This is a genomic window from Pseudoflavonifractor sp. 60, assembly GCF_009911645.1.
Lineage (GTDB): Bacteria > Bacillota > Clostridia > Oscillospirales > Oscillospiraceae > Lawsonibacter.
On record NZ_QWKI01000001.1, the window covers coordinates 102,911 to 126,884 of the forward strand.

29 protein-coding genes are annotated in these 23,974 nt (G+C 56.8%); 8 read left to right on the plus strand and 21 right to left on the minus strand.

Annotated features, from left to right (window positions below; translation table 11 throughout):
• Nucleotides 1–2 precede the first annotated feature (2 nt).
• From D1646_RS00535 to D1646_RS00555, 5 genes are all read right to left on the minus strand, one after another.
• Nucleotides 3–938, minus strand: coding sequence for an ABC transporter permease (locus tag D1646_RS00535; protein WP_243153961.1), 936 nt, complete (start codon nucleotides 936–938; stop codon nucleotides 3–5).
• The gene (locus tag D1646_RS00540) at nucleotides 935–1,897 is read right to left on the minus strand and encodes an ABC transporter permease (protein WP_160634542.1); all 963 of its coding nucleotides are present in this window, start codon (nucleotides 1,895–1,897) and stop codon (nucleotides 935–937) included. Before D1646_RS00540 ends, D1646_RS00535 begins: the two co-directional genes overlap by 4 nt.
• 2 nt (nucleotides 1,898–1,899) lie before the next feature.
• Complete coding sequence (locus D1646_RS00545; protein ID WP_160634543.1) at nucleotides 1,900–3,093, minus strand: M20 family metallopeptidase; 1,194 nt, start codon at nucleotides 3,091–3,093, stop codon at nucleotides 1,900–1,902.
• Between the two features lie 476 nt (nucleotides 3,094–3,569).
• Nucleotides 3,570–4,505, minus strand: coding sequence for a LysR family transcriptional regulator (locus D1646_RS00550; protein WP_160634544.1), 936 nt, complete (start codon nucleotides 4,503–4,505; stop codon nucleotides 3,570–3,572).
• A 310-nt stretch (nucleotides 4,506–4,815) separates the two neighbouring features.
• Nucleotides 4,816–5,400, minus strand: a complete 585-nt coding sequence (locus D1646_RS00555) for a hypothetical protein (protein WP_160634545.1) — start codon at nucleotides 5,398–5,400, stop codon at nucleotides 4,816–4,818.
• Nucleotides 5,401–5,562: 162 nt separating this feature from the next.
• Here D1646_RS00555 and trpS point away from each other — a divergent pair, with 162 nt between their 5' ends.
• Genes trpS through D1646_RS00575 form a run of 4 tightly spaced genes read left to right on the plus strand, consistent with a single transcriptional unit; the run spans nucleotide 5,563 to nucleotide 9,680 of the window.
• A complete protein-coding gene (gene trpS / locus D1646_RS00560; protein WP_160634546.1) occupies nucleotides 5,563–6,561 on the plus strand; it encodes a tryptophan--tRNA ligase in 999 nt (332 codons plus the stop codon).
• Between the two features lie 30 nt (nucleotides 6,562–6,591).
• Nucleotides 6,592–7,746 carry an MraY family glycosyltransferase gene (locus D1646_RS00565; protein ID WP_160634547.1) on the plus strand — a complete coding sequence of 385 codons (1,155 nt, stop codon included), beginning with the start codon at nucleotides 6,592–6,594 and terminating at the stop codon, nucleotides 7,744–7,746.
• Complete coding sequence (gene wecB, locus D1646_RS00570) at nucleotides 7,743–8,891, plus strand: UDP-N-acetylglucosamine 2-epimerase (non-hydrolyzing) (RefSeq protein WP_160634548.1); 1,149 nt, start codon at nucleotides 7,743–7,745, stop codon at nucleotides 8,889–8,891. The genes D1646_RS00565 and wecB overlap by 4 nt, the downstream gene beginning before the upstream one ends.
• 27 nt (nucleotides 8,892–8,918) lie before the next feature.
• Nucleotides 8,919–9,680, plus strand: a complete 762-nt coding sequence (locus tag D1646_RS00575; protein ID WP_160634549.1) for a hypothetical protein — start codon at nucleotides 8,919–8,921, stop codon at nucleotides 9,678–9,680.
• 6 nt (nucleotides 9,681–9,686) lie between these two features.
• On the opposite strand, the gene D1646_RS00580 is transcribed toward D1646_RS00575, so the two are convergent.
• The 3 genes from D1646_RS00580 to D1646_RS00590 are packed head-to-tail and all read right to left on the minus strand — an operon-like array spanning nucleotide 9,687 to nucleotide 10,708.
• Nucleotides 9,687–10,004 carry a hypothetical protein gene (locus D1646_RS00580; RefSeq protein WP_160634550.1) on the minus strand — a complete coding sequence of 106 codons (318 nt, stop codon included), beginning with the start codon at nucleotides 10,002–10,004 and terminating at the stop codon, nucleotides 9,687–9,689.
• The gene (locus D1646_RS00585; protein WP_160634551.1) at nucleotides 9,997–10,395 is read right to left on the minus strand and encodes a hypothetical protein; all 399 of its coding nucleotides are present in this window, start codon (nucleotides 10,393–10,395) and stop codon (nucleotides 9,997–9,999) included. Before D1646_RS00585 ends, D1646_RS00580 begins: the two co-directional genes overlap by 8 nt.
• Before the next feature lie 40 nt (nucleotides 10,396–10,435).
• On the minus strand, nucleotides 10,436–10,708 hold the full coding sequence (locus D1646_RS00590; RefSeq protein WP_243153962.1) for a hypothetical protein: 273 nt from the start codon (nucleotides 10,706–10,708) through the stop codon (nucleotides 10,436–10,438).
• A gap of 101 nt (nucleotides 10,709–10,809) precedes the next feature.
• Between D1646_RS00590 and D1646_RS00595 the strand changes: the two genes are divergently transcribed.
• A complete protein-coding gene (locus tag D1646_RS00595; protein WP_160634552.1) occupies nucleotides 10,810–11,271 on the plus strand; it encodes a YfcE family phosphodiesterase in 462 nt (153 codons plus the stop codon).
• A 47-nt stretch (nucleotides 11,272–11,318) separates the two neighbouring features.
• The gene (gene cls, locus D1646_RS00600; protein ID WP_160634553.1) at nucleotides 11,319–12,845 is read left to right on the plus strand and encodes a cardiolipin synthase; all 1,527 of its coding nucleotides are present in this window, start codon (nucleotides 11,319–11,321) and stop codon (nucleotides 12,843–12,845) included.
• Nucleotides 12,846–12,878: 33 nt separating this feature from the next.
• On the opposite strand, the gene D1646_RS00605 is transcribed toward cls, so the two are convergent.
• Entirely contained in the window at nucleotides 12,879–13,715 is an 837-nt protein-coding gene (locus D1646_RS00605) for a hypothetical protein (protein ID WP_160634554.1), read from the minus strand.
• Between the two features lie 178 nt (nucleotides 13,716–13,893).
• Here D1646_RS00605 and D1646_RS00610 point away from each other — a divergent pair, with 178 nt between their 5' ends.
• The gene (locus tag D1646_RS00610; RefSeq protein ID WP_160634555.1) at nucleotides 13,894–14,439 is read left to right on the plus strand and encodes a DUF4364 family protein; all 546 of its coding nucleotides are present in this window, start codon (nucleotides 13,894–13,896) and stop codon (nucleotides 14,437–14,439) included.
• Nucleotides 14,426–14,896: a pyridoxamine 5'-phosphate oxidase family protein gene (locus tag D1646_RS00615; protein WP_160634556.1), complete on the plus strand. Its 471-nt coding sequence runs from the start codon at nucleotides 14,426–14,428 to the stop codon at nucleotides 14,894–14,896. Before D1646_RS00610 ends, D1646_RS00615 begins: the two co-directional genes overlap by 14 nt.
• Before the next feature lie 39 nt (nucleotides 14,897–14,935).
• Here the strand turns inward: D1646_RS00615 and D1646_RS00620 are convergent, their stop codons facing one another.
• From D1646_RS00620 to leuC, 12 genes are all read right to left on the minus strand, one after another.
• Nucleotides 14,936–15,289 (minus strand): hypothetical protein, encoded by a 354-nt coding sequence (locus tag D1646_RS00620; protein WP_160634557.1) that lies wholly within the window; start codon nucleotides 15,287–15,289, stop codon nucleotides 14,936–14,938.
• Nucleotides 15,286–16,599 carry an AI-2E family transporter gene (locus D1646_RS00625; protein WP_160634558.1) on the minus strand — a complete coding sequence of 438 codons (1,314 nt, stop codon included), beginning with the start codon at nucleotides 16,597–16,599 and terminating at the stop codon, nucleotides 15,286–15,288. The genes D1646_RS00620 and D1646_RS00625 overlap by 4 nt, the downstream gene beginning before the upstream one ends.
• Before the next feature lie 21 nt (nucleotides 16,600–16,620).
• Nucleotides 16,621–18,057 (minus strand): adenylosuccinate lyase, encoded by a 1,437-nt coding sequence (gene purB / locus D1646_RS00630; protein WP_160634559.1) that lies wholly within the window; start codon nucleotides 18,055–18,057, stop codon nucleotides 16,621–16,623.
• Between the two features lie 102 nt (nucleotides 18,058–18,159).
• A complete protein-coding gene (locus D1646_RS00635; RefSeq protein ID WP_160634560.1) occupies nucleotides 18,160–18,573 on the minus strand; it encodes a hypothetical protein in 414 nt (137 codons plus the stop codon).
• A gap of 13 nt (nucleotides 18,574–18,586) precedes the next feature.
• The gene (locus D1646_RS00640) at nucleotides 18,587–19,138 is read right to left on the minus strand and encodes a hypothetical protein (protein WP_160634561.1); all 552 of its coding nucleotides are present in this window, start codon (nucleotides 19,136–19,138) and stop codon (nucleotides 18,587–18,589) included.
• Nucleotides 19,139–19,281: 143 nt separating this feature from the next.
• Nucleotides 19,282–20,358 (minus strand): 3-isopropylmalate dehydrogenase, encoded by a 1,077-nt coding sequence (gene leuB, locus D1646_RS00645; protein WP_160634562.1) that lies wholly within the window; start codon nucleotides 20,356–20,358, stop codon nucleotides 19,282–19,284.
• 3 nt (nucleotides 20,359–20,361) lie between these two features.
• Nucleotides 20,362–20,892, minus strand: coding sequence for a hypothetical protein (locus D1646_RS00650; protein WP_160634563.1), 531 nt, complete (start codon nucleotides 20,890–20,892; stop codon nucleotides 20,362–20,364).
• 20 nt (nucleotides 20,893–20,912) lie between these two features.
• Complete coding sequence (locus tag D1646_RS00655) at nucleotides 20,913–21,329, minus strand: NTF2 fold immunity protein (RefSeq protein WP_160634564.1); 417 nt, start codon at nucleotides 21,327–21,329, stop codon at nucleotides 20,913–20,915.
• 3 nt (nucleotides 21,330–21,332) lie between these two features.
• Nucleotides 21,333–21,653, minus strand: coding sequence for a hypothetical protein (locus tag D1646_RS00660; protein ID WP_160634565.1), 321 nt, complete (start codon nucleotides 21,651–21,653; stop codon nucleotides 21,333–21,335).
• A complete protein-coding gene (locus D1646_RS00665) occupies nucleotides 21,653–22,138 on the minus strand; it encodes a 3-isopropylmalate dehydratase small subunit (RefSeq protein WP_160634566.1) in 486 nt (161 codons plus the stop codon). The genes D1646_RS00660 and D1646_RS00665 overlap by 1 nt, the downstream gene beginning before the upstream one ends.
• Nucleotides 22,139–22,231: 93 nt before the next feature.
• The gene (locus D1646_RS00670; protein WP_160634567.1) at nucleotides 22,232–22,666 is read right to left on the minus strand and encodes a hypothetical protein; all 435 of its coding nucleotides are present in this window, start codon (nucleotides 22,664–22,666) and stop codon (nucleotides 22,232–22,234) included.
• A gap of 7 nt (nucleotides 22,667–22,673) precedes the next feature.
• Complete coding sequence (leuC, locus tag D1646_RS00675) at nucleotides 22,674–23,930, minus strand: 3-isopropylmalate dehydratase large subunit (protein WP_160634568.1); 1,257 nt, start codon at nucleotides 23,928–23,930, stop codon at nucleotides 22,674–22,676.
• Nucleotides 23,931–23,974: the final 44 nt, after the last annotated feature.

Consider the following 23,974-nt stretch of genomic DNA (forward strand, 5'->3'; position numbering starts at 1 on the left):
CCTCAGTTCTTCAGCTTGGGGTCCAGCGCGTCGCGCAGACCGTCGCCCACCAGGTTCAGGGACAGCACGGTAAGCATGATGACCAGACCGGGGATGATGGAGATGTGCCAGGCGTCCCGCATATAGGTACGGGCGGCGTTGAGGATGGAGCCCCACTCCGGTGCGGGCGCCTCCACGCCAATTCCCAGAAAGCTCAGGCCGGCGATGTTCAAAATCGCAGTGCCCACGTTGAGAGAGGCCTGGACAATGATGGGAGCCAAGCAGTTGGGAATCACATATTTAAAGATAATGAGGGCATCGCCGGCCCCCACCGCCCGGGCCGCTTCCACAAACTCCCGGTCCTTCACCGACATAACCGAGGCCCGCACAATCCGCGCCAGCCGGGGAATCTGGGGCACCGAGATGGACAGCAGCAGGTTGAAGGTTCCCGTCCCCAGGGCAGAGACGATGGCAATGGCCATAACCATGGAGGGAATGGAGAGGAATATGTCCATCACACGCATAATCAGGTTGTCAATCCAGCCGCTGTAGAAGCCGGCCACAGCCCCCAGCACACCGCCGCAGATCAGGGCGAAGAGGATGGAGACAATGCCGATAAACAGGGAGTACCGCGTCCCCCAGATCAGGCGGAACAGGATATCCCGCCCGTACTCGTCGCAGCCGAAGATGTGCTCCAGACTGGGACCAGCCAGCTTCATGGACAGGTTCTGCTTGATGACATACTGGTCATAAATGGCGTTGTGGGTTGCCCAGTCAATAATCAGCGTGGCAATGGCCACCGCCACCAAAAACAGAATGACTACCAGCCCTACCGTGGCCAGCCGGTCCTTGCGGAACCTCCGCCACGCGTCCGCCCACAGCCCGCGGCTCTGGACACCGGTTACAATCGCGTCCACCGGCTTTTCACACATCGCCGCGCTTGTCTTTTTTTCGCTCATTTTGCGCGCCCCCTTCCCTGTTTATACTGCGCCTTAATCCGCGGGTCCACAAAGGCATAGAGCAGGTCCACCAGCAGGTTGACCACCGTGAACATGACGGACAGTGTAACCACGCAGCCCAGCACACTGGGAATGTCCTTCAACTTGATGGCCTCAATCACATAGCGGCCGATGCCGGGCCAGGCAAACACCGTCTCGGTGAGCACGGAGCCCCCCAGCAGCACGCCGAAGTTCAGCCCCACCGCAGTAATCACGGGAATCAGGGCGTTGCGCAGCATATGGCGCACAGTAATGGTGGATTCCGACACCCCCTTGGCTCTGGCTGTGTCCACATAGTCCTGACGGATGGTCTCCAGCATGGAGGAGCGGGTGGTGCGGGCCGCCATAGCCGTGCTGTGCAGGCTGAGGGTTATGGCAGGCAGGACCAGAGAACGGAGGACGCCGAAGAAACCGCGCCCCATGCCGGATGCGGGGAAAATCCCCAGGTGCAGGCTGAACACCAGCACCAGCACCAGGCCAATCCAGAAAGCGGGAGAGGCCGCACCAAACAGACACAGCACCATGGACACATTGTCAAACAGGCTGTACTGCTTTTTGGCCGCCAGCACTCCAATAGGGATTCCGATGATGACCGACAGAAGAATTCCCGTCCCCGCCAGCAGGAAGGTGTTGGGCAGCCGCTGCATGATTTGGTCGGATACGGCAGTATGGTAGGTGTAGGACTGGCCCATGTCTCCGTGGAGCAGGTCCCAGATATAGCGCCCATAGCGCACCAGGAAGGGGTCGTCCAATCCCAGCTCCTCGTGGAGCTGGGCCACCGTCTCCTCTGTCGCCGCGTCCCCCAGAATGACCCGGGCCGGGTCCACATCGGACAGGTCCATGATGAAATACACCACCAGAATGGTGCCCAGCATCACCGGGATCAGCATGACCAGACGTTTTAAAATGTATCTCCACATACTCAAGCCTCCTGTTCCAGCTGCGCTTTTCGCTCCTTAAACTCTTTCTGAATCGCCTCCATCAGCTCCGGCTTCTCAATCAGCTCACAACAGGTCCCTGCCAGCACCTTCGCCCCTACGATAATCGCGTTGTGTCCGGTCTCCGCTTTCCCGTTGTCCAAAAACTGCTGGGAGTGGGAGGCGGCATCTTTGGGAACAAAGCACACCCGAATGCAGGACCCAGGCATCATTTGCATGACGTTTCCCAAATCAGTGGAGCCGGTTTTCTCCCTGGGCGCCTCACTGAAGCCGGGGGCATTGATCTCCTTGGCGCACCGAAGCAGCACCTGATTGAGTTGGAGCACAGGAATCTTGCTGGCCATCCGGGAACGGACTATAATCTCTGCCTCTGTGTCCGTCATCAGCGCCGCGCCCCGGACAATGTTTTCAAAACGCTTAAAAATTTTCTCCAGGGTGTATGTATTGTAGGAGCGGAGAATAAAGGAACCCTGTGCCCGGTCAGGCACCACGTTGGCAGGCAGACCATAGGTGTCTGTGACGGTGTAGTGCATCCTGGTATCCTCCCGCACGTGCTCCCGGAGAAACTCGACCCCCTGGAAGGTGAGCAGCAGGGCGTCCAGCGCACTGCGCCCCAGGTCCGGATTGATGGCCGCATGGGCGCTGGTCCCTTTGAAGTGGACGTCCACATGGTAGTTGGCCATGGATTTCACATCGCAGGTGGTGGTGGGACTGCCGTGCATCATCAGCGCCACGTCAATATCCTGGAAGCAGCCATCCTGAATCATGGTGATTTTTCCGGAGAGATTTTCCTCCGCCGGGGTCCCGTAGACCACCAATTTGAAGGGCGCCCGGAGGCCTGCCTCTTTCACCGCGTTAGCGGCAGCAATGATACAGGGCCCCTGAAGATGGTGGCCGCAGGCGTGTCCAATACCGGGGAGGGCGTCGTACTCGCACAGCAGACCGATGGAGGGACCGCCTGTCCCCTGCTCATAGACCGCCCGGAAGGCGGTAGGCAGGCTGCCCAGACCACGTTCCACTGCAAAGCCGTACTCCTCCAGCCAATCCTCCAGCAGTGCGCTGGCGTACACCTCCTTTGTCCCCACCTCAGGGTGGTCGAAAATGTCATCTCCCATCCGCCAGAGCTCCTGCTTCATAGCGTCAATTGTCTCATACATGGTCTGCTTGTCCCCATCCATGGCAACTGTTTCTCCTCTCTGTATTTGTCACAGGGATATTTGTCTGTGACTTGTTTTACCGTACTGCTGTATAAAATTTTACTCCAGAATCGGAGCTTTTCCAACTATTTATAACTTATACCAGGTATAAATTGAATTTGTTATATCCTCTTTTTTCATAATCGCCCCAAACATTCTCCAAAACCCGTGAATTTCGCCGGAGGAGTATCTTTTCTTCCACATCTATAAAGAGTCCTATTTTCGTCAAAATTATCTATTAGCCCTTTGTTCTCAGCTTTTTTCGAGTCGAACCGCACAGAAAGTACTGCTGTTGTTGATTCAGACCCGCTATATATAAGAAATACTTATGAAGTCCATTAGATTTATATATGAATTTTCTGCTCTAAAATCCTTCATATTTGTGTTCCAGCCAAAAAATCAGAGCGGGACCTGTCCGCTCTCCCATGCGAACAGGCCCCACTCCAATTGATATTGTCTTACAGCATTCGTTTCTCAAAAATCTCCTTCACCACATCCCGAACGATTCCCACCACACAGGATATCTGCCGGCTGTCCGCCATGTCCTCGTGGTAGATTGCGTAGAGCGGCCGCTCCTCGATTGGCATACCCACCGCAAAAAATTCGGGCTGTTTCAGATACTGGAACTGCACGGCAAAGCTCTCCCGAGTAAATCCAATCCCGAAGCCCTCTGCCGCCAACTGGGTCGCTGTATCAATATGCCCTATTTCTACCACTTTCTTGGGCACAATTCCCGCTTTTTTCAGAATGTGATCGCAGTCTATCCGCAGACTCTGGCCAACCTTGGGCAGGACGACCGTCCGCTCCTCCAGACACTTCATGTCCATCCAGCGGTAAGGACAGTCCGGCAGATAGGTCCCCTTCTCTACCAGCGCGTCCCGCTTACTCATCACCAGCAACACCTTTTCGTTAATCAGGGTGTCCCGCACCGCGTCTCGAATCCCAAGGTACTCATTGTGAATCAGCAGGTCCAGCTTCCGGCGCTGAAACAGATTTTTCAGCTCCTCATCAATGCCCACCTCGAACTCCAAATCAACCTTTGGGTACGCCTCCTGAAACTGGCGGGTGATCTCCACCACCAGGTAGGGAGCCCGACGGCGCTGCAATCCAATGCGCAGCCGGCCCTGAACCCCTTGAAGGATGTCCTCCACCTCCTGGAGGTACTCCTTTTTCATGGCGAGCATCCGTCTCGCTTTTTCCACATAGAGCTCTCCTGCGTAGGTGAGCTGTAAATTTTTCCCCTTCCGGTCAAATAACTCGACACCTAAAGACCGCTCCACGCCGCTGATGTAGGAGCTCAGCGCAGGCTGTGTGATAAAAAGCTGTTTTGCTGCCTTGGTAATCGAGCCAAACTGCGCCAAGGTGCAAATATATTCCTGTTCTTTCAAATTCAAGCTCTCTCCCCCTTTTTCCCGAAACTCACAAGAAGCAAACGCTGCTTCGGGATCTTAATAGCTTGTGGACGGGATTGGACCCACAACTGCATACGGTTCTCAGGAAAACGACTTGATAAACCCCTGCTGAGCGCATTCTAATTTCGCGCTGTGGGCCATCATTGGGGGACGCCCTTCACTTACAGCCTCTTTGTGGGAAAGCCCTTATAATTCACATGTGAATTATTATACAGACCGTCTCCTGGGATTGCAAGCACTATTTTCGAATTGCATCTTAGCACAAGCCACTGATAAATCAATCAATTTTCTCCTAATTCCAGGAAATCTGATCTGTGATATCCGCACCGCTTCGGTTGAACAATGTAAATGTCTCCCAGTCTATGTAGGTATTCTCGCCCAAGGATGTCAACTCCGTATAGACCAGAAAATGATCTCCCTCCGGAACCGCCAGGGTATATTCCTGGCCGCCTACCTCCACCTTCAGGCTGCTAATTCCAAAATAAGTATTCCGCCCGCCTATTACAAAATAGTCCTGTTGGTCAGATGACACCACTGTATCCCGGAAATTGCCGTCTCCCCAGCCCACATGGTCGATCTTATATCGCTCATTGGGCCCCTGCTCCAAAAAAATCATGCCCAAACTGGGTTCTCCTGCCTGTAACAGCTCCATCAGCACATATCTTTCCTTCCCCAGGCTGACCGAGTCATAGATCCTGATCTCCTCCGCTGTGGGGCTGGCTGTTTTGTGCTGCAAAAACCGCGCCGTCTGCTCTGCCAGGTTGCTGTTGTCCGGCTGGACTGTGTAATTGGTCTGAATGCTAATGAAACCCACGCACAAAATCACACCAGCCAGAGCCGCACACAATATGACAGCCCTCACTACGCTTTTTTTCATGTTCTTCCCTCCTAAATCCATCTAATTCTATATTATATTGTATCACACATTCTTTTGTGTTACAAGCGCAATTTTTGTTGCCTTTCTCTTCTTTTGGTGGTACAATGTAGTGATATTATATCGGCGTTGAAAGCAACGCCTGAAACAAAGGAGCAAACGCACATGGATGAAAAGAAGGTAATGCTCTCCGGCATTCAGCCCAGCGGCGACCTGCACCTGGGCAACTACCTGGGCGCCATCAAAAACTGGGCGGCCCGAGCCGAGGAGTTTGACTGCTACTACTTCATGGCGGACATGCACACCATCACCGTCCGCCAGACCCCCGCTGATCTGCGCCGCCGCACCCTGGAGCAGCTGGCCCAGTACATCGCCTGCGGCTTGGACCCGGAGAAAAACACCCTGTTTATCCAATCCCACGTCCCTCAGCACGCCGAGCTGGGCTGGGTTCTCAACTGCTATACCATGTTCGGTGAGCTGTCCCGCATGACCCAGTTTAAGGACAAGTCCGCCAAGCACAAGGACAATATAAACGGCGGTCTGTTTACCTACCCTGCCCTGATGGCGGCAGATATCCTTCTCTATCAACCAGACTTTGTTCCCGTGGGCGAGGACCAGAAGCAGCACGTGGAGTTGACACGGAACATTGTTCAGCGGTTCAACGGCATCTATGACGACGTATTCAAAATGCCGGAGCCCTACATTCCCAAGGCGGGGGCCCGGGTTATGGGACTGACTGCGCCTGACAGCAAAATGTCCAAATCCATTCCCGAGGGCTGTGTCTTCCTGATGGAGAAGCCGGAGGACATTCAGCGCAAGTTTAAACGGGCCATCACCGACAGCGACACCGAACATCCAGTCCGCTACGACCCGGCCAACAAGCCAGGCGTAGCCAATCTGATGAACATCTACTCTGCTATCACTGGAAAGAGCTTCCAGGAGATTGAGACGGAGTTTGCCGGTCAGGGCTACGGCAAGTTTAAGCCCGCTGTGGGCGAGGCGGTTATTGAAACCCTGCGGCCCATCCGCGAGGAGGCCTCCCGCATTCTGGCGGACAAGGCCTATCTGGAAAGTGTGTACAAGGCCGGCGCGGAGAAGGCCTCCTACGTGGCCAACAAGACCCTGCGCAAAGTATATAAAAAAGTGGGTTTCGTCCCCCGGTAATCCTCCAGAGACAAAAAGGGGTTTAAAACTATGCCGATCCAACTTCCTTCTGTAGGGCTGGCGCTGGCCGCCCTGCTCACCGCCGCCCTGGTGGCCGTCATCTCCACCCCGGTGGTCCGCTCTCTGGCCTTCCGTGTGGGCGCAGTGGACGTCCCCCGGGATACCCGCCGGATGCACGACCACCCAATCCCCCGCATGGGCGGACTGGCCATCTTCTTTGGCTTTATCCTCAGTGTGCTGATCTTCCTCCCCCTTACCTCCGAGCTGCGGGGAATGCTGCTGGGCGGCGTGATTATTGTCATCCTGGGAATCTTTGACGACATTTTCGCCCTGCCCGCCCTGCCTAAGCTTCTGGTTCAGATTGGGGCGGCCCTCATCGCTGTACTGGAGGGCAACCGCATCGAGTTTTTATCCAACCCCAACATTTTCAGCAGCAGCCCTTACTGGGAGCTGGGCTGGCTGTCCGTCCCCATTACGGTGCTGTGGATTGTGGCTATCACCAATTCGGTGAACCTGATTGACGGCCTGGACGGTCTGGCCTGCGGCGTGTCCACCATCAGCTCTATGACGCTGCTGGTCATTGCCCTGATTGTGGCGGAGCCCGATGTAGCAATCCTGATGGCCGCCCTCTCGGGGGCCTGTATCGGATTTTTGCCTTACAATCTGAATCCAGCCAAGATTTTTATGGGCGATACTGGCTCTACCTTCCTGGGCTTTATCTTGGCCGCAGTGTCCATCCAGGGCTTGTTCAAGTTCTATGCCATTATCTCCTTCGCCGTCCCCTTCCTGATGCTGGGCCTGCCCATCTTCGACACCTGCTTTGCCATTCTGCGCCGAGTGTCCCATGGTCAGTCCCCCATGCAGCCCGACCGGGGACACATCCATCACCGGCTCATTGACATGGGCTTTACCCAGAAGCAGGCGGTGGCGGTACTCTATATTATCAGTGCCATTCTGGGCCTGTCCGCCGTGGTGCTGACCACCATCGGCGTGGTGCGGGCCATGCTTTTCATGCTGGCCCTGTTTGTGGCCGGCGCGGTGGCGGGCAAGCTGTATTTGGACCACAATAATGGGGACGGCAGCCCTCCCCCATCCATCGGCGGCAGCCGGGTGGCCAAGCCCCGGCACACACAGCCCACCAATTCCGAAAACTTTTTTGGCGAGGAGGACCAGTCCGACAAATGAGTAAAATTAGGGTTATGACTGTATTTGGAACCCGCCCGGAGGCCATCAAAATGGCGCCTCTGGCGCTGGAGTTGGCAAACCGCCCCCAGTTCCAGGCTCTGTGCTGTGTTACTGCCCAGCACCGGGAGATGCTGGACTCGGTGCTGAACATCTTCTCTCTGACTCCCGACTACGACCTGAACATTATGGAGCCCCGGCAAACCCTGTCCACCATTACCTCCAAGTGCCTCACCGGCATGGACAGGGTACTGGAGGAGGCCAAGCCCGACCTGGTACTGGTCCACGGGGACACCTCCACCACCTTCGCCGGAGCCCTGGCCGCCTTCTACCACAAGATCCCTGTGGGGCATGTGGAGGCCGGCCTGCGCACCTATGACAAGTGGTCCCCCTACCCTGAGGAGATCAACCGAAAGCTGGTGGGGGCTATTGCCGACCTCCATTTCTGCCCCACTGCCAGCAACCGGGACAACCTGGCCCGAGAGGCCATCACTCAGAACGTATTTGTGACAGGCAATACTGTTATTGACGCCCTCCACACAACGGTAATCAAGGACTCCACCTTTCTTGAACCCGTTCTCAACGAGCTGGATTATGGAAGTCGAAAGGTGATCCTGGTCACTTGTCACCGGCGGGAGAACTATGGCCAGCCCATGACAAATATTATGACCGCACTGCGCCGTGTTGCAGACGCATTCCCGGAAACGGAGCTGGTCTATCCCGTCCATCTGTCCCCGGTGGTGCAGGAGGCGGCCCACAAGTATCTGGACGGCCACCCCCGCATCCATCTCATCGCCCCTCTGGACGTGCGGGAGATGCACAATCTGATGGCCCGGTGCTGCCTGGTAATGACCGACTCGGGCGGTCTTCAGGAGGAAGCCCCCGCCCTGGACAAGCCGGTGCTTGTCCTGCGGAAGGAGACGGAACGCCCCGAGGCGGTTCAGGCCGGCACGGTGCGTCTGGCGGGGATCGAGGAGGAGACCATCTTCCAAATGGCCTCCCAGCTGCTGTCCGACCGGTCTGAATATGAAAAAATGGCTCACGCCGCCAACCCCTACGGGGACGGTCAGGCCTGCCGCCGCATCACCGACGCCATTGCCTGGCACTTTGGGGTGCGCACCGCTCCACCGGATGAGTTTCAGGGCTAAGCACAGAACAGGTAAGGGGGAACATCTTTGGAACAAAAGAACCGGCTGCTGATTGCCGCTGCCATTGTGATCCTCATTGCAGGGGCCATGCTCACCAGCTTTGGCCGCAGTTTGTTTGTACGCAACACCCCTCAGGTAGTGCTCCCCTCCTCCAGCTCCAGTCCGGCCAAGCCCTCCGACTCCAGCGGCCCGGAGCAGACTTACCAGCGGGTTGAAGTAGCCCCTCAGACTGTCACTGGCGTGGTGGCAACCCTGTCCCGCCCCACCAGCTACTATCGGGAGCTGATGGTGGAGACCTTCTGGGAGGGGGGCTCCTCCTCCTCCCAGGTCCAGGTCTGGGCAGACGGCGGCTGGTCCCACAGCCGTCAGGCTCTCCCATCCGGCGTGGTCCGCCACGACCTCACCGACGGCGGAGAGCTGTACTACTGGTATGAGGGGTCCCAGCAGTATGAGCGCGCTCCCGCAGACGAAAAATCCTCCGACCTGGCCCAGCACATCCCCACCTACGAGACAGTTCTGGAACTGGATCCCGACGAGATCCTCGCCGCCGGCTACGAAAACCGTGGGGACCTGCCCTGCGTACTGATCGAGGTTCAGCGCAGTCACTCCCAACAGCTCCAGCGCTTCTGGGTCAGCGTGGACAACGGCCTGCTGGTCTCCGCCGAGACAGAGGTGAATGGCAGCCTGATCTACCGCATGACTGCCTACTCCCCCATCCAGACCCCCTGTCCCAGCGACGGCTCCTTTGCCCTGCCCGACGGTGAGCGGCTGCACACCGTGGGGGACTAGCCTCTGCTACTCCTCCCCCAGCCCCATAAGGAGGGTCAGCCCCAGGGCAATGGCCAAGTCGATATCCTCCCCCTCTACCAGCAGATACAGCATAATCAGCAGCAGCAGGATATCTCCGCTGTCCAGATGAAGATTTTTCAGCGCCCCGGACAGGCCCCCCTCCTCCTTGCCGCCCAACAGACTGGCCAATCCATCCTTTCCTGTGAGGAAATCCGGCAGACGCAGGGGCTGTCCCCGCTGGGGTGCTCTGGGCGGCGGACTGGGGGTGGGCGGTCTCTCCACCGGAGTGTAGGACACATCTTCCGGTATGTAACGGTTATACACGCTCCCCCTCCTCTCCCCCCATGGCACTCATGGCGGCCCGGAGCAGCTTGACCATCCGGGTCATCTGAAGGGCCCGGTCCAGGCGGGCGCGCCGCGTCTCTCGCAGAAAGGGCTTGAGCGCATTGAGCAGGGCGGCACTGCGGTCCTCGGTACCCTGTACCTGGCGCAGAACATCCATCCCCACCTGGAGCATCTTGGGGTCAATCTGCCCCATGAGCGCGGACAAGTCGGTGGCGGGCGGTTCGGACGGTTCCGGCTGCGGGCCATCCAGTCCCTCCAGCGCGGATGCCGCCGGCTGGTCCCCGGACAGCGAGCGGGCCAAAGCCATAATCTGACTCATAGCCTCCTGATTGCCCAGTATGGAATTCAGCTTGTCTTCAAACTCCGCCACGGGTCTCCCCCCTGTCCCTTGCCGCCCTTCGGAATGTGTGCTAGTTCAGCCCCGCCTGCCTGGCCTGGGCCCCAATGCGGTCCACCAGCTCGGCCCCCTCCTTGCTGTGCATCAGCTGGTCCATAATGGCCATCAGCGCGCTGGGGTCTCCCGCCGCCGCCTGCTGCGCCGCCTGCTGTACTCCGCCGCCCTGGCGCTGGAGCAGCTCCCGCAGCTTTTGGGCGTCGCTGGATTGGGCCAGCTGAGAGACTGCCTCCCGGTTTTTCATCAGCTCCGCCGCGGCCGCTCCCATCCTGTTCTCCTTGGATTCCATATCCACCACTCCCTATTGATGTTTCTCCCCATATGGAGAGCCGTTGATTTTAACTGCGCTAACTATTCCAGTATATGCAAAGAAAGGGCAAGGTGACACTTTTGAATATTTTAGTCTTTTCCGACTCCCACCGCTCCCTGTCCGGTATGTACGCCGCCATTGACCGCCATAAGCCCCAGCAAGTCATTCACCTGGGGGACATGATGGACGACGCCGAGGAGGTGTCCCAGCACTACCCCAAGCTGCCCTTCTGCTTGGTCCCCGGCAACTGCGACGGCTGGGGAGTTGCCACTCCGGTCAAAAAGCAGATCACCCTGGAGGGAAAATCCATCCTCCTGTCCCACGGCCACCGCTGGGGCGTCAAAAGCGGCTACGATACGGCAATTGCCGACGCCCGGGCCGTGGGGGCGGATATCCTCCTCTTCGGCCACACCCACCGCGCCGTCTGCGAGCAGCTGGAGGACGGCCTGTGGATGCTGAATCCCGGCGCCAGCCGGTCCAGCTACGGTTTGATTACCATCGAAAACAACGCCATCAGCTGCACCGTCCTTCCCCAGCAATAGGGTCCAATGGCAGAGGGGCGCGTCCCGCCCTCCTGCGGAGGTTTGCCATGAAAAAACTGCTCTATATTCTCTTCCACCGCTCTGTGTTTATGTCTCTGGCTCTGGCGGTACAGCTGGCCACCCTGTTTTTCATGGTGTCCATCTTCTCTGAATATCTGGAAATCTTCTACTGGTGCTGCATCGCAGCCAGTGTCATCGCCGCTGTGGCCATTGTAGGCAGCCGAATGGAGCCGGGGTATAAAATCGCCTGGCTCCTGCTTATTTTGCCCTTCCCTGTTTTCGGCGGTATCTTCTACCTGCTGGTTGGGGGCGGCTACGTCCCCGAACGTACCCAAAAGCGGATGCGGGGAATGCTGAAGAAGTCCGCTCAGGCGCTGAGAGAGGACTTTAAGGCGGACGACCTTCTCCCGCTGGGGGGCGATGCCGCCGGACAGGCCAGCTATCTGGAGCGCAGGGCCGCCTGCCCCGCCTACACCAATACCGAGACGGAGTACTTCCCCCTGGGGGACGCCGCCTTCCCCCGTATGCTGGAGGAGCTGGAAAAAGCGGAAAAATATATCTTCCTGGAGTACTTTATTATTCAGCCTGGCGTCTTTTGGGACAGCATCCTGACAATCCTGGAGCGAAAGGCCGCCCAGGGCGTGGAGGTCCGAGTACTGTACGACGACTTCGGCTGTATGTTCACCCTCCCCCGGGACTACAACGAGACGCTGACTAAAAAGGGCATCCAGTGCCGGGTGTTCAACCGCTTTCTGCCGGTGATGTCCCTGCGGCTGAACAACCGGGACCATCGAAAGCTGCTGATTATTGACGGAAAAGTGGGTTTCACTGGCGGTATCAACCTGGCAGACGAGTATATCAACGTCAAGGAGCGCTTCGGCCACTGGAAGGACAGCGCCGTTCTGCTGGAGGGGGACGCGGTCTGGTCCATGACCGTGATGTTCCTCACCATGTGGGACAATATTGCCGATTGGGACGAGGATTTTGAGCGATTTCACCCCCCTGCCGCTCCGGTGCGGCCCTGGACCGGGTACGTCCAGCCCTACACCGACACCCCTCTGGACCGGGAAACGGTAGGTCAGGCGGTCTACCTCAACATGATTGCCAAGGCCAAGAACTATATCTATATCACTACTCCCTATCTGATTATCGATGTGGCCACTAATACCGCCCTGTGCAACGCCGCCAAGTCTGGGGTTGATGTACGCATCATCACCCCTCATATCCCCGACAAGCGGTATGTTTTTGAGGTCACCCGCGCCCACTATCCCCCTCTGCTGGAGTCGGGGGTGAAAATTTATGAATACACTCCCGGTTTTATTCACGCCAAAAACTTTGTGATTGACGACCGCTTTGCTACCGTGGGCACCGTCAATCTGGACTACCGCAGCCTGTTCCTGCACTTCGAGGACGGCGTGTGGCTGTGCGAAGCCCCCTGCATCCGAGATATTCGGACGGACTTCCTGAAGACGCTGGAGCTCTCTCAGCCCTGCTCTCTGCGGCAGTTCCGACACCTGAATATCCTCCTCCAACTCTACCGCAATATCCTGCGTGTATTCGCGCCGTTGATGTAAGCAGAGGGGCCGCCCATTGAGCGGCCCCCTGTGTTACCGGCAGCAGCTTCCGCAAACGTTGCTGGAAGCACTGCTGGTGGTAGTAATGGTATTGGGCGGGAAGAACTCGTCCACGGGGAACTGGACCTGGCGGAAGAGGTCACAGGGGTCCTCCTGGCATCTGTCATTGTCGCAGCTGCAGTCCTTGGTTGGGATGCAGTAGTCATAGGCGGGGATGAGCAGCTGGGTATCCCGTTCCATGCGGATGATGGAGAACTGGCCCAGGGTTACGAAGACGCGGTGCTGGTCGCCGCCAGTCACCAGCTCGTCACCGAAGCAGGCGGCCACCGCCATGGGAATATCCACACAGCCGCAATCGCAGGGACGGCACTCGCATACGTCCACCAGCTTCAGGTTGAGGATCAGCGGATCCACCGCCTCCACCACCGCCGTCGGCAGATTAGACTGGGGTACGCACTGGACCTGGTTCTCGCCGCCCTCCGAGGTAAAGCTCTTGGAGCCGCTCTCACTGCCGAAGAGCACCGCCCGCTTGCAGAACACCGCCAGCCCGCACACCTGCACCGGTCGGGCAGCCCCTACAAAGGCGTCGGCAGTAATCCGATAGAAATACCGCACGTCCACGGTATAGAACCCCCGGTTAAAGGTGATCGGTTCCACATCAATGTACGCATAGAGCAGCTCGGCAGTCCCTGCCTTGATAGACTGGGCCCGGTCAATCACTTCCTGGGAGCAGCGGGTCGGGTAGACCCGAAGGTCTTCAACACAATCTTTGTCCCGGCATGAGTCAAAAATCTTTCTCGTGTGTATGCATACGGCCTCCCGGATACTGCGGTCCTCGCTGATGGGGCCGGGTACGACCTTTTCTGGCATAAAATTCCCTCCTAGATTTGGATGGTCACAGGCGTTGGAACGCCCGGTAAGGGTTTGGCTTACAACCTATCTTATGTGCCAGATGGGTTTTGGTGCGGGGCAGAGCGTTTTTCTCTTGCCCTTTTTCTTTTTTCCCGTTATAATAAAAGCAACAAAGACCTACAGGGAGGCACCTGCCATGCCGCGCATTGGATTTATTCAAGATGATTTGGATTTGAAACTGCTGATTCTCTATATTATGGATCGTACCGCCGGCCCTATCACTTTTTTGCAGCTGTTTGAGCTGGCCCTGTTTGATGCCGGGGTTGACTACTTCTCCCTCCGCCAGGCCGTGGACCATATGGTAGCCACCGGCCAGCTGGCGCTGGAGGAGGAGCGCTACGCTATTACTGAAAAGGGCCGGCGCAACAGTCAGATCTGTCAAAGCAGCCTGCCCCGCTCAGTACGGCTTCACTGTGACGACAATCTGATTAAGGTGAACGACGCCCTACGCAAAGAGGCCCAGGTCCGCTCTCAGCTCATAGATAACACAGATGGTACAGTCACCCTCTGTCTCGCCTTGGAGGACAACAGCTCTCCCCTGCTCCACCTGTCCCTGCTCTCTCCCAGCCGGGAACAGGCTCTGCGTTGGGAAGAAGCCTTTCACTCCGACCCCTCTGCCCTCTATCTGAACATCACCAGACTGCTGGATCAGTCCAAGGAGGAACAAGATGAGAAGAATTGACCGCGCACAGAATCGAGATTTTTCCCTGGCTCTGATTGACCGCTGCACCCATGGCGTTATGGCCCTGTCTACCGGCGAGCCCTGCCCTTATTGCCTGCCCCTGTCCTTTGTTCGTCTGGATGACTGCCTCTATTTCCACTGCGCCCAACAGGGACGGAAAGTGGATCTGCTGCGCCAGTTTCCTCAAGTGTGTGTCACCTTCGTGGGAGACGACCGTCCCATCTTCGTCCCCCCGGCCATGTACTCCACCTACTTTCAGTCCGTCATTGTTACCGGCACCGCCAGCGAGGTGAAGGACCCGGAGGAGAAGATTGCCGCCCTCCAGGCACTGTGCCAAAAGATGACGCCGGAGCATATGGACGGCTTTTCACCCGCCGTGGAGAAAAGCTTGACTGTCACCGCCGTCTGGAAAATCCGTATGGAGGATATCTCCGGAAAGGCAAAACTCCCATCATAAAATGCGCCTCCACTGTTTCACGCAGTGGAGGCGGTATTTTTATTGTGCTTTTTTTAGTTCGGCTACATCTTGAGACAACATCCTAACCGCAGTTTTCAGGACGCTGACATCGGCCTCCAGCTCCTCTACCCGGCTCTGCGGGACCATCGTCTCTCGGATAATCTGCTGTCCCTCGGCAAGCAAGTCGAACTGCTGCTTCACCTCAACATCCAGCCGGACCTTAATGCCGGAGACGTCGATTTGGATCCTATCCACAGTTGCCGTCAGCTTCTCCAGCATTTCCCCATGCTTCTCCAGCATTTCTCCATGCTTTTCCAGCATCTCTCCATGCTTCTCCAGCGTCTTTTCCTGTCTCTCCAGGATTTGCAGGATCCTCTCTTCGTTGTTCATCATGTTCTCCTTTCTCTTTCTTCATTTTCAGAGGCTCTTACGTGAAAATGGTCCATAGGTCCAGTTTTTCCCATGTAGTCTTCGGTGTCCACCGGCAGTCCATGGGAACGCAGCCTATAGGCCACCACCCGGCTGATGATGCCATAAATCATAGCGAAGACGGGCACCCCCAGCACCATTCCAGCAAAACCGAACAGACCGCCAAAAAGGAGAATGGAAAACAGTACCCAAAAGGAGGCCAGGCCGGTGGACTCCCCCAGGATTTTGGGGCCGAGAATATTGCCATCAAATTGCTGGAGGACCAAAATAAAGATGGCAAAATAGACAGCCTGGAGCGGATTAACCAGAAAAATCAGCAGCCCACAGGGAATGGCCCCAATAAATGGCCCGAAGAAAGGGATAATGTTGGTCACTCCGATGATGGTGGACACCAAGGCGGGATAAGGGAATTTCAGGAGGTTGCAGCAAATCAGACAGAGGATACCGATAATCAGGGAGTCCAGCAATTTTCCATTGATAAAACCGCTCATAATCTTGTAGGCGTTGCGAACCTCCCCCACAATCAAATCGCCAATGTCGGTGCGAAACAGGCTGTAGACAATTTTCTTGCTCTGGGCGGCGAAGATATCTTTCCGCGCCAGGAGGTAGACCGATACGATCAGGGCAATGAGCAAATCTTTTACCAACACCAGGAAGCCCACCACCACTCCGGACACTCCCGCCACCACTCCGGTAAGGTTGGGAATAATGTCTTTCCGCAGCCATTCCAGTGTGGTGGACATGGACTCTAGATTGGGCAGGATATCAGAGTTCAGCCACTGCTCCAGGGAGACGGCGGCGGAGGTATAGATGGACATCACCGTGGACTGGATCTCTGGATTGTCCTCAAAGAAAATCTGAAGCCACTCCTGGACCACCTCCATGTAGTCCGGGATGGACTGAACCAACCCTACCACGCTGTCATAAACCTGGGGCAGGACCATGGCCAGCAGCAGATAAATGAGCAGCATGGCCAGCAGCAGGCTGAGCACAATGGCAGTCAGGTTCAGGAAGGCCATATCCCGCTGATTTTTGGTGCGCTTTTCCGAGGTCATGGCCGTCAGGCATTTCAAAATGGTCCGGTGGACGGGCAGCAGCAGGAAGGCAATCACCGCCCCCATGAAGACTGGCCGAAGAATCGCCCCCAATGTATTAAAAAACTGAGCCACCTCTTGAAAGTGGAACAGGGCAAAAAAGAGACACAGTGACGCCGCAATTACTGCAAAGGCGGTCAATCCCGCCGAAAGATATGGATGCCTGTCGTTGCGATTCATACTCCCACCGCCTGCCTTTCCTTAGACCTTCAGTTCTGTCTCTTCGCCCTCCAGCGCCTGAGCATACTTCTCCAGCACAGGGCCAACACACTGACGTAAAAATTCCTCCACCTGTTCCGGACACCGGCCAATATAGGCGCCAGGGTCCAGATGGGCGGACAGCTCCTCTTTGGTCATACCAAAAACAGGGTCCGCCGCCATCAGGTCAATCAGGTTATTGGACAGCCCCAGCTCTTTCACGTTATAGCCAGCTTCCTGGGACAAAACCCGGATGCGCTCGTGAATTTCCTGCCGGTCGCCGCCCCGCTTCACCGCGTCCATCATAATATTCTCGCTGGCCATAAAGGGCAGCTCCTCCAGGATGTGCTTCTCGATGACCTTGGGGTGGACCACCAGTCCAGCGGCCACGTTGGCCCAGATGTTCAGGATTGCGTCCACCGCAAGGAAAGCCTCGGGGACGGACAGGCGCTTGTTGGCGGAGTCGTCCAGCGTACGCTCGAACCACTGGGTCGCAGTGGTGACGGCGGGGTTGCCCACATCCACGATGACGTACCGGGCCAGGGAACAGATCCGCTCGCACCGCATGGGGTTGCGCTTGTAGGGCATGGCCGAGGAACCGATCTGGTTCTTCTCAAAAGGCTCCTCCACCTCCTTCAGGTGGCACAGCAGACGCAGGTCGGTGGCGAACTTGCTGGCCGACTGGGCAATCCCGGCCAGGGTAGACACCACGTTGTAGTCCATCTTCCGGGAATAGGTCTGCCCGCTCACGGGGACAACGGCTGTAAAGCCCATCTCCTTTGCAATCTTCTCCTCCAGCAGCTTCACCTTTTTGTGGTCTCCCTCGAACAGCTCCAGGAAGGAGGCCTGGGTCCCAGTGGTGCCCTTGGAGCCCAGCAAAGCCAGGGTGGAAATGCGGTGGTCGATCTCCTCCAGGTCCATAAGCAGCTCGTTCATCCACAGGGTTGCCCGCTTGCCCACGGTCACCAGCTGAGCGGCCTGAAAGTGCGTAAATCCAAGGGTTGGCAAGGCTTTATGCTTGTCAGCAAAGTCCGCCAGATGGGCCAGCACCCGGACGATTTTCTCCCGGACCAGCTCCAATCCCTCCCGCATAAGAATCACATCGGTATTGTCCCCCACATAGCAGCTGGTGGCCCCCAGGTGGATGATGGGCATGGCCTTGGGGCACAGCTCGCCATAAGTGTGGACGTGGGCCATCACATCGTGGCGCAGCTTCTTCTCCCACTGGGCGGCCTTGTCGTAGTCAATGTCGGTGATGTGGGCCTCCAGTTCGTCCACCTGCTCCTGGGTCACCGGCAGGCCCAGCTCCATCTCCGCCCGGGCCAGGGCTACCCACAGCCGGCGCCAGGTGGAAAATTTCTTGTCCGGGGAGAAAATGTACTGCATCTCGTCGCTGGCGTAGCGGGAGGACAGGGGGCTTTCATAGCGGCTAGTTGACATAATATCGACCTCTTATCCTTTTGTATTTCTGCTTCATTATAGCGCATTTTTTCCCTGTTTGCTACCCTTGGGGGAAATTTTCACAGAACTTTAAAGAATGTTTTATAAAATCTCTTTCACCTTCTGCTGATCCGCTTCGTCGCAGAATACAATGAACGCTTTTTCTCCCCCGCTCAAATACGCATCCCAGGAAACCACCTCCCGTTTCACGAAGTCACCACCACAGCATGGGCACTTCGATCTATAGTTTAAATAGACAAAACGGCCCCCAAAAATCTGTTCCATCCGTCCAGGCAGACGGCCTTCACACCCATGATAATATTCGTCGCTGGTCCGTTCCGCAACTGCAAGCACTTTGTTCTCCGGATTATAGGCGCTTCCGCAATAAATCGGAACCATATCAGTATCAGCGGTGGTCACCGTATATGCAAACTGTAAACCACATTGTCCGCACTTCGCACGGTAGACACGCTCCAGCTTTTTGACGGCGTCTGCAACCCATTCGCTCTTGTTCACGCAGTCCCTCCTTCTATTTACAGAAGATACCGTCGGAATCCTTGGGATATGTATACAAAACCTCTACCGGAAATCCAATGCAGTCAAATAAGCCCCGAAAAAACGCCTCCCGCTTTTTTCGCGCGTCATCAGAATCGGCGCACACCATTCTGCCATTTTCTTCATAATACCAGTAATATTTAACCAAAATAAAGTAGTACAGCACATCTTTACGTTCGGGAAATTCGTAAACCCTCTCTGATATATTTTGCTCTATATGATAATGCCGATTTGACATTAACTCAAAATACCACAACCGGCCTTGCTCATTGCTTAAACATCCCTCTTTTGAGTATGAAATACCAATGCTCCACTCATACCAGTTTTCACCGCCATTCACAAGATGGCTGCGCCCAATATATTTGTTCAGCCCTGCTCCACGCACTTTTGTCTTTTTTATATATTTATCCAACCGTTCAGCAATTCCCTGTAAGTCCTGTGCGCCGCAGATAATTCCATATTCCTCCGCCTCTGCGTATACCTTTCGCTCCTCTTCTCCAGGGTGCATTCGCAGTTTCCAAAACATAATAATACCTCCAGCTTCTGTAATCGGTTTTTATGATGGGTTCATTATATCATAAATTGACAGTGCTGGCTTCTTTTTGAGACCAGCACTGTCATCTTTAAAGCTCTTTTTTACCATCCCCGATCAGGGGCCTGGTACACAGCTTACAGCTTTGCCCGAATCAGCTCGCCCATTTTCAGGGTTCCGATCACTTCCTCGCCGGGCTTGGCGATGTCGGCGGTGCGCCAACCCTCGTTGAGCACGGCGTCCACTGCGTCTTCAATGGCCTTGGCCTCGGCGGGCAGGTCAAAGGAGTAGCGGAACATCATGGCCACCGATAAAATCGTGGCGATGGGGTTGGCCTTATCCTGGCCGGCGATGTCGGGGGCGGAGCCGTGGATGGGCTCATACAGCCCCGGCGCGGTATCGCCGATGGAGGCGGAGGGCAGCAGGCCGATGGATCCGGTAATCATGGAGGCCTCGTCGGAGAGGATATCCCCGAACATATTCTCGGTGACCACCACGTCAAACTGGCCCGGGTCCTTCACCAGCTGCATCGCCATGTTGTCCACCAGCACGTCCTCGTACTGCACATCGGAGTACTCCTCTGCCAGCCTGTGCATCACCTGCCGCCACAGCCGGGAGGTCTCCAGCACGTTGGCCTTGTCCACGCTGGCCAGCTTTTTCTCCCGCAGACGGGCCAACTCAAAGCCCCGGCGGCCGATACGCTCAATCTCTTTCTCCGAGTAGGCCATCCGGTCGGCGGCCTCCTCCCCTCTGTCCTCAGTGGCGTATCGCTCCCGCTTGCCGAAGTAGATGCCGCCGGTGAGCTCCCGGACGATCATCAGGTCGATGCCCCGGTCGGCGGTCTCCTTCTTCAACGGGCAGGCCTCCGCCAGAGCGGGACGCAGAGCGGCGGGACGCAGGTTGGCATACAGCCCCAGGTCCTTGCGGATGGACAGCAGGGCAGTCTCTGGACGCTTGTCCGCCTCGGTAGAGTGGCCCCACTTGGGTCCTCCCACCGCGCCCAGCAGCACGGCGTTACAGGCCCTGCACTGCTCGGCGGTGCCGTCGGGGTAGCTCTTGCCCACCGCATCGATGGCACAGCCCCCCATCAGCACATCGGTGTATTCAAAGGTATGGCCGAATTTTTCACCGATGGCGTCCATCACCTTGACGGCCTCCCCCACCACCTCGGGGCCGATGCCGTCGCCCTTGATGAGAGCAATTTTATAGTTCATCGTTTATTCTCCTGTTCGTCTAAAAATGTGTAAATCGCTGGAGGTCCCAATGGCGAGATAATCTCCGCACCGGCTGAAACCCCAGGCCAGGACTCCATAATCGTCAAAGATCACGGTACACCGCTCCGGGTTCTGATACCACCAGGAGACGTACTGGGGCATGAATATGATCTGCTCCCTGGGCCAGAAGGGGGCGGCCAGGTACAGACCGTCTCCCGCCGGTGAGGACCGCCGCAGTCCTCCGCCCTCCAGACCAGCGATGGGAATCAGCTCGTCTCCCAGGGGCTCGGCGCAGGCAATCAGGTCCTGCTCGTCATAGTTTTCCTCACAGCAGGTCTTCTCCCCCGTCCCGCAGTCAATGACGCTCTGCCTCTGAGAGGAAATAACCACCAGCTTCTCGGTTTGGAGGTTGGAAAAACCCAGGTACATCAGCCCGCCCACCGCAAGGGTTTCCTTCTCCCACCCGGCGGGCACTCCTGTGGGGATCTGATCCAACAGGTCCAGCAGACGTTTTCGATGTTCCGCCTCTGTCACGTTTTACGGCCTCCAGTCTGTTAAAAATTTCCGTACAGCCACCCATAGACAATTTCTCTGCCGATGGAGTGGTAACGCTGTTTGAAGCTGTCAATACGCCATACGCCGCTGCGGCACACCAGACTGAAACGAAAATCCCTTGTCACTTCCTCAATCAGCACCTCCACAACCCAACGGCTTTTGACCTGTTCCACTGTAAACCGTGCGCTGTCCGTCACGCCCTGGAAAAATGGAGGATAGCTGATGCCATAGTAATAATTTCGCTTCTTCCGGGTCAGGTAACGGGTGTAAAGCCCGTCCGCCTGGACCTGGTACTGTGCGAATACCTGAGCGGTATTTGCTCTGTCCTGCCTGAGCTTGGGATAAAATACGGCCTGGAGATCGTTCATTTCCCGGGTAAAGTCCAGCACCAGCTGGATCAGTTCCTGCTCCTCCACGGCTTACTCCGGCCAGACCTGGCAGCACTTCATAATTTCCGCCCCGGACTCCTCCGCAATCAGCACCAGGGCAGACTGGGACAGGTCGTTATCACAGAACTGCTCCGTTTTCAGCAGCTCCACCACCTTGGGCCACCAGCCCTCCGGGTCCCCCGTCTCCAGCCAGACCGCCAAAATGTGGCCGTCCTGGTCCACATAGTCGTAGCCGTCGTCGGTAAGTGCCCCCTGCGACCACTCCTCAATGCGGTCAGGCAGGAGGTAGCGGATGTCCAAATCGGGGTTGGTCATTTTCCGGGAATCCATACTGATGACGATAGCCGCCATTACTTCGCCGCTCCTCTCTCCTTCAGAGAGTTGAGCAGACCGCCGCTCTGGATGATACCCTCGATAAAGGCAGGGAAGGGCGCGGCCTGGTAGGTCTTGCCGGTGGTCACGTCGGTAATAACGCCGGTGGCAAAGTCCACCTCCACCTGGTCCCCAGCCTGGATCTCCTCCGCCGCCTGGGGGCACTCCACGATGGGCATCCCGATGTTAATAGCGTTGCGGTAGAAAATGCGGGCAAAGGAAGGCGCGATGACGCACTTCACCCCGCAGGACTTGATGGCCAGGGGGGCGTGCTCCCGGCTGGAGCCGCAGCCGAAGTTGGGCCCGGCCACAATGATATCCCCCGCCTCCACGGTAGAGGCAAAGTCTGCGTCGATGTCCTCCATGCAGTGGCTGGCCAGGGCCGCCGGAGAGGGATCGTTCAGGTGTCGCGCCGGGATGATAACGTCGGTATCCACATTGGCGCCGTATTTATAAACCTTCATATTGGTTCCGTCCTTTCTGACTGGTTATTATGTACTTTTTCTTATAAGAAAAAGTACCAAAAAGAATTTTTCGAAAAAACTTCGTTTTTTCTCTTAGACGATGGTTACATGGTAGCCCGGTTTTGTTTTGCCGATTTCAATGTGCTCTTTGTACCCAGCGATGTAGTAGGGGATGTTGTCCTCCTCCCCCTTAATCAGGCGGCCTTTGACCTTCTCCCAGACCTTGATTACCACCAGGAAGTCGGGGTGTCCCGCCGCCAGGCCAGGCTGTTGCTCCTCCTGAATCCAGAAGTACTGTCCACCGTAGTTCCGGCGGGCCGTCTCAAAGACATAACAGCCCGTCATGGAGTAGAGATCAAAGAAAGCATCCTCGGTCATCTCCGTCCGCCGCGCCCCCAGGCCGTCCAGCATCTCGTCGATCTCCTCCAGGCTCTCAATGGAGTAGTCCAGTGGAGTATCAAAATACTGCTGCATATTCTGGACGAAGTTGTGGGCGGTGTTGACGACATCTTCAGTCAGGTCTCGCACAACAGTCTCACTTTCTCGGGTCGGCCACACAGCCGGCGATGGCGGAGGCGGCTGCCACGGCGGGAGAGGCCAGGATGATCTCAGAGGTGGTGTGGCCCATGCGGCCCACAAAGTTGCGGTTGGTGGTGGAGACGGTGCGCTCCCCCTCGGCCATTACGCCCATGTGGCCGCCCAGACAGGGGCCGCAGGTGGGGGTGGACACCGCCGCGCCAGCCTGGATAAAGGTCTCAATAAGCCCCTCTTTCATAGCCTGGAGGGTGATCTCCTGGGTAGCGGGAATGACCACACAGCGCACGTTGGAGGCCACCTTTTTCCCCTTCATCACGGCGGCGGCGATGCGCAGGTCACTGATCCGGCCGTTGGTGCAGGAGCCGATAACCACCTGATTGATGGGGGTACCGGCCACTTCGGACACCGTTTTGGTGTTCTCAGGCAGATGGGGCAGGGCCACGGTGGGCTCCAGCTGGTCCAGGTCGATGACCACCTCCTGCTCATAGACCGCGTTGGGGTCGGCGGAGAATGCCTCACAGGGGCGGCTCACTCGACCGTTGATGTATTCCATGGTCTTCTCGTCCACCGGGAAAATACCGTTCTTGCCGCCGGCCTCGATGGCCATGTTGGAGATGGTAAAGCGGTCGTCCATGGACAGACTGGCTACCCCCTCCCCGGCAAACTCCAGAGACTGGTACAGCGCCCCGTCCACGCCAATCTCCCCAATCAGGTGGAGGATCACATCCTTGCCGGACACCTGGGGCTGGAGTTTTCCCTTCAGCGTCACCTTAATGGCGGAGGGCACCTTGAACCACAGCAGTCCGGTGGCCATACCAGCAGCCATATCGGTGGAGCCGATGCCGGTGGAGAAGGCCCCCAGAGCGCCGTAGGTGCAGGTGTGGGAGTCGGCACCTACAATGACCTCCCCGGGAGCGGCCAGGCCCTTCTCGGGCACCAGAGCGTGCTCCACACCCATCTGGCCCACATCAAAGAAGTTGGTAATCTCATGCTTGTGGGCAAACTCCCGGGCCTGCTTGCACAGCTGGGCAGACTTGATATCCTTGCAGGGAGTATAGTGGTCCAGCACAATGGCAATTTTTTCCTTGTCAAAGACCTGGGTAAAGCCCGCCTTCTCGAACTCGGTGATGGCCACCGGGGTTGTGATGTCGTTGCCCAGCACCAGGTCCAGCTTGGCCTCAATCAGCTGGCCGGGCTCCACCTTGTCCAGTCCGGCGGCTTTAGCCAAGATCTTTTGCGTCATTGTCATTCCCATAGGAAAAATACCTCCTTAACGGTTTGTTGAAAGGATTTTACCAC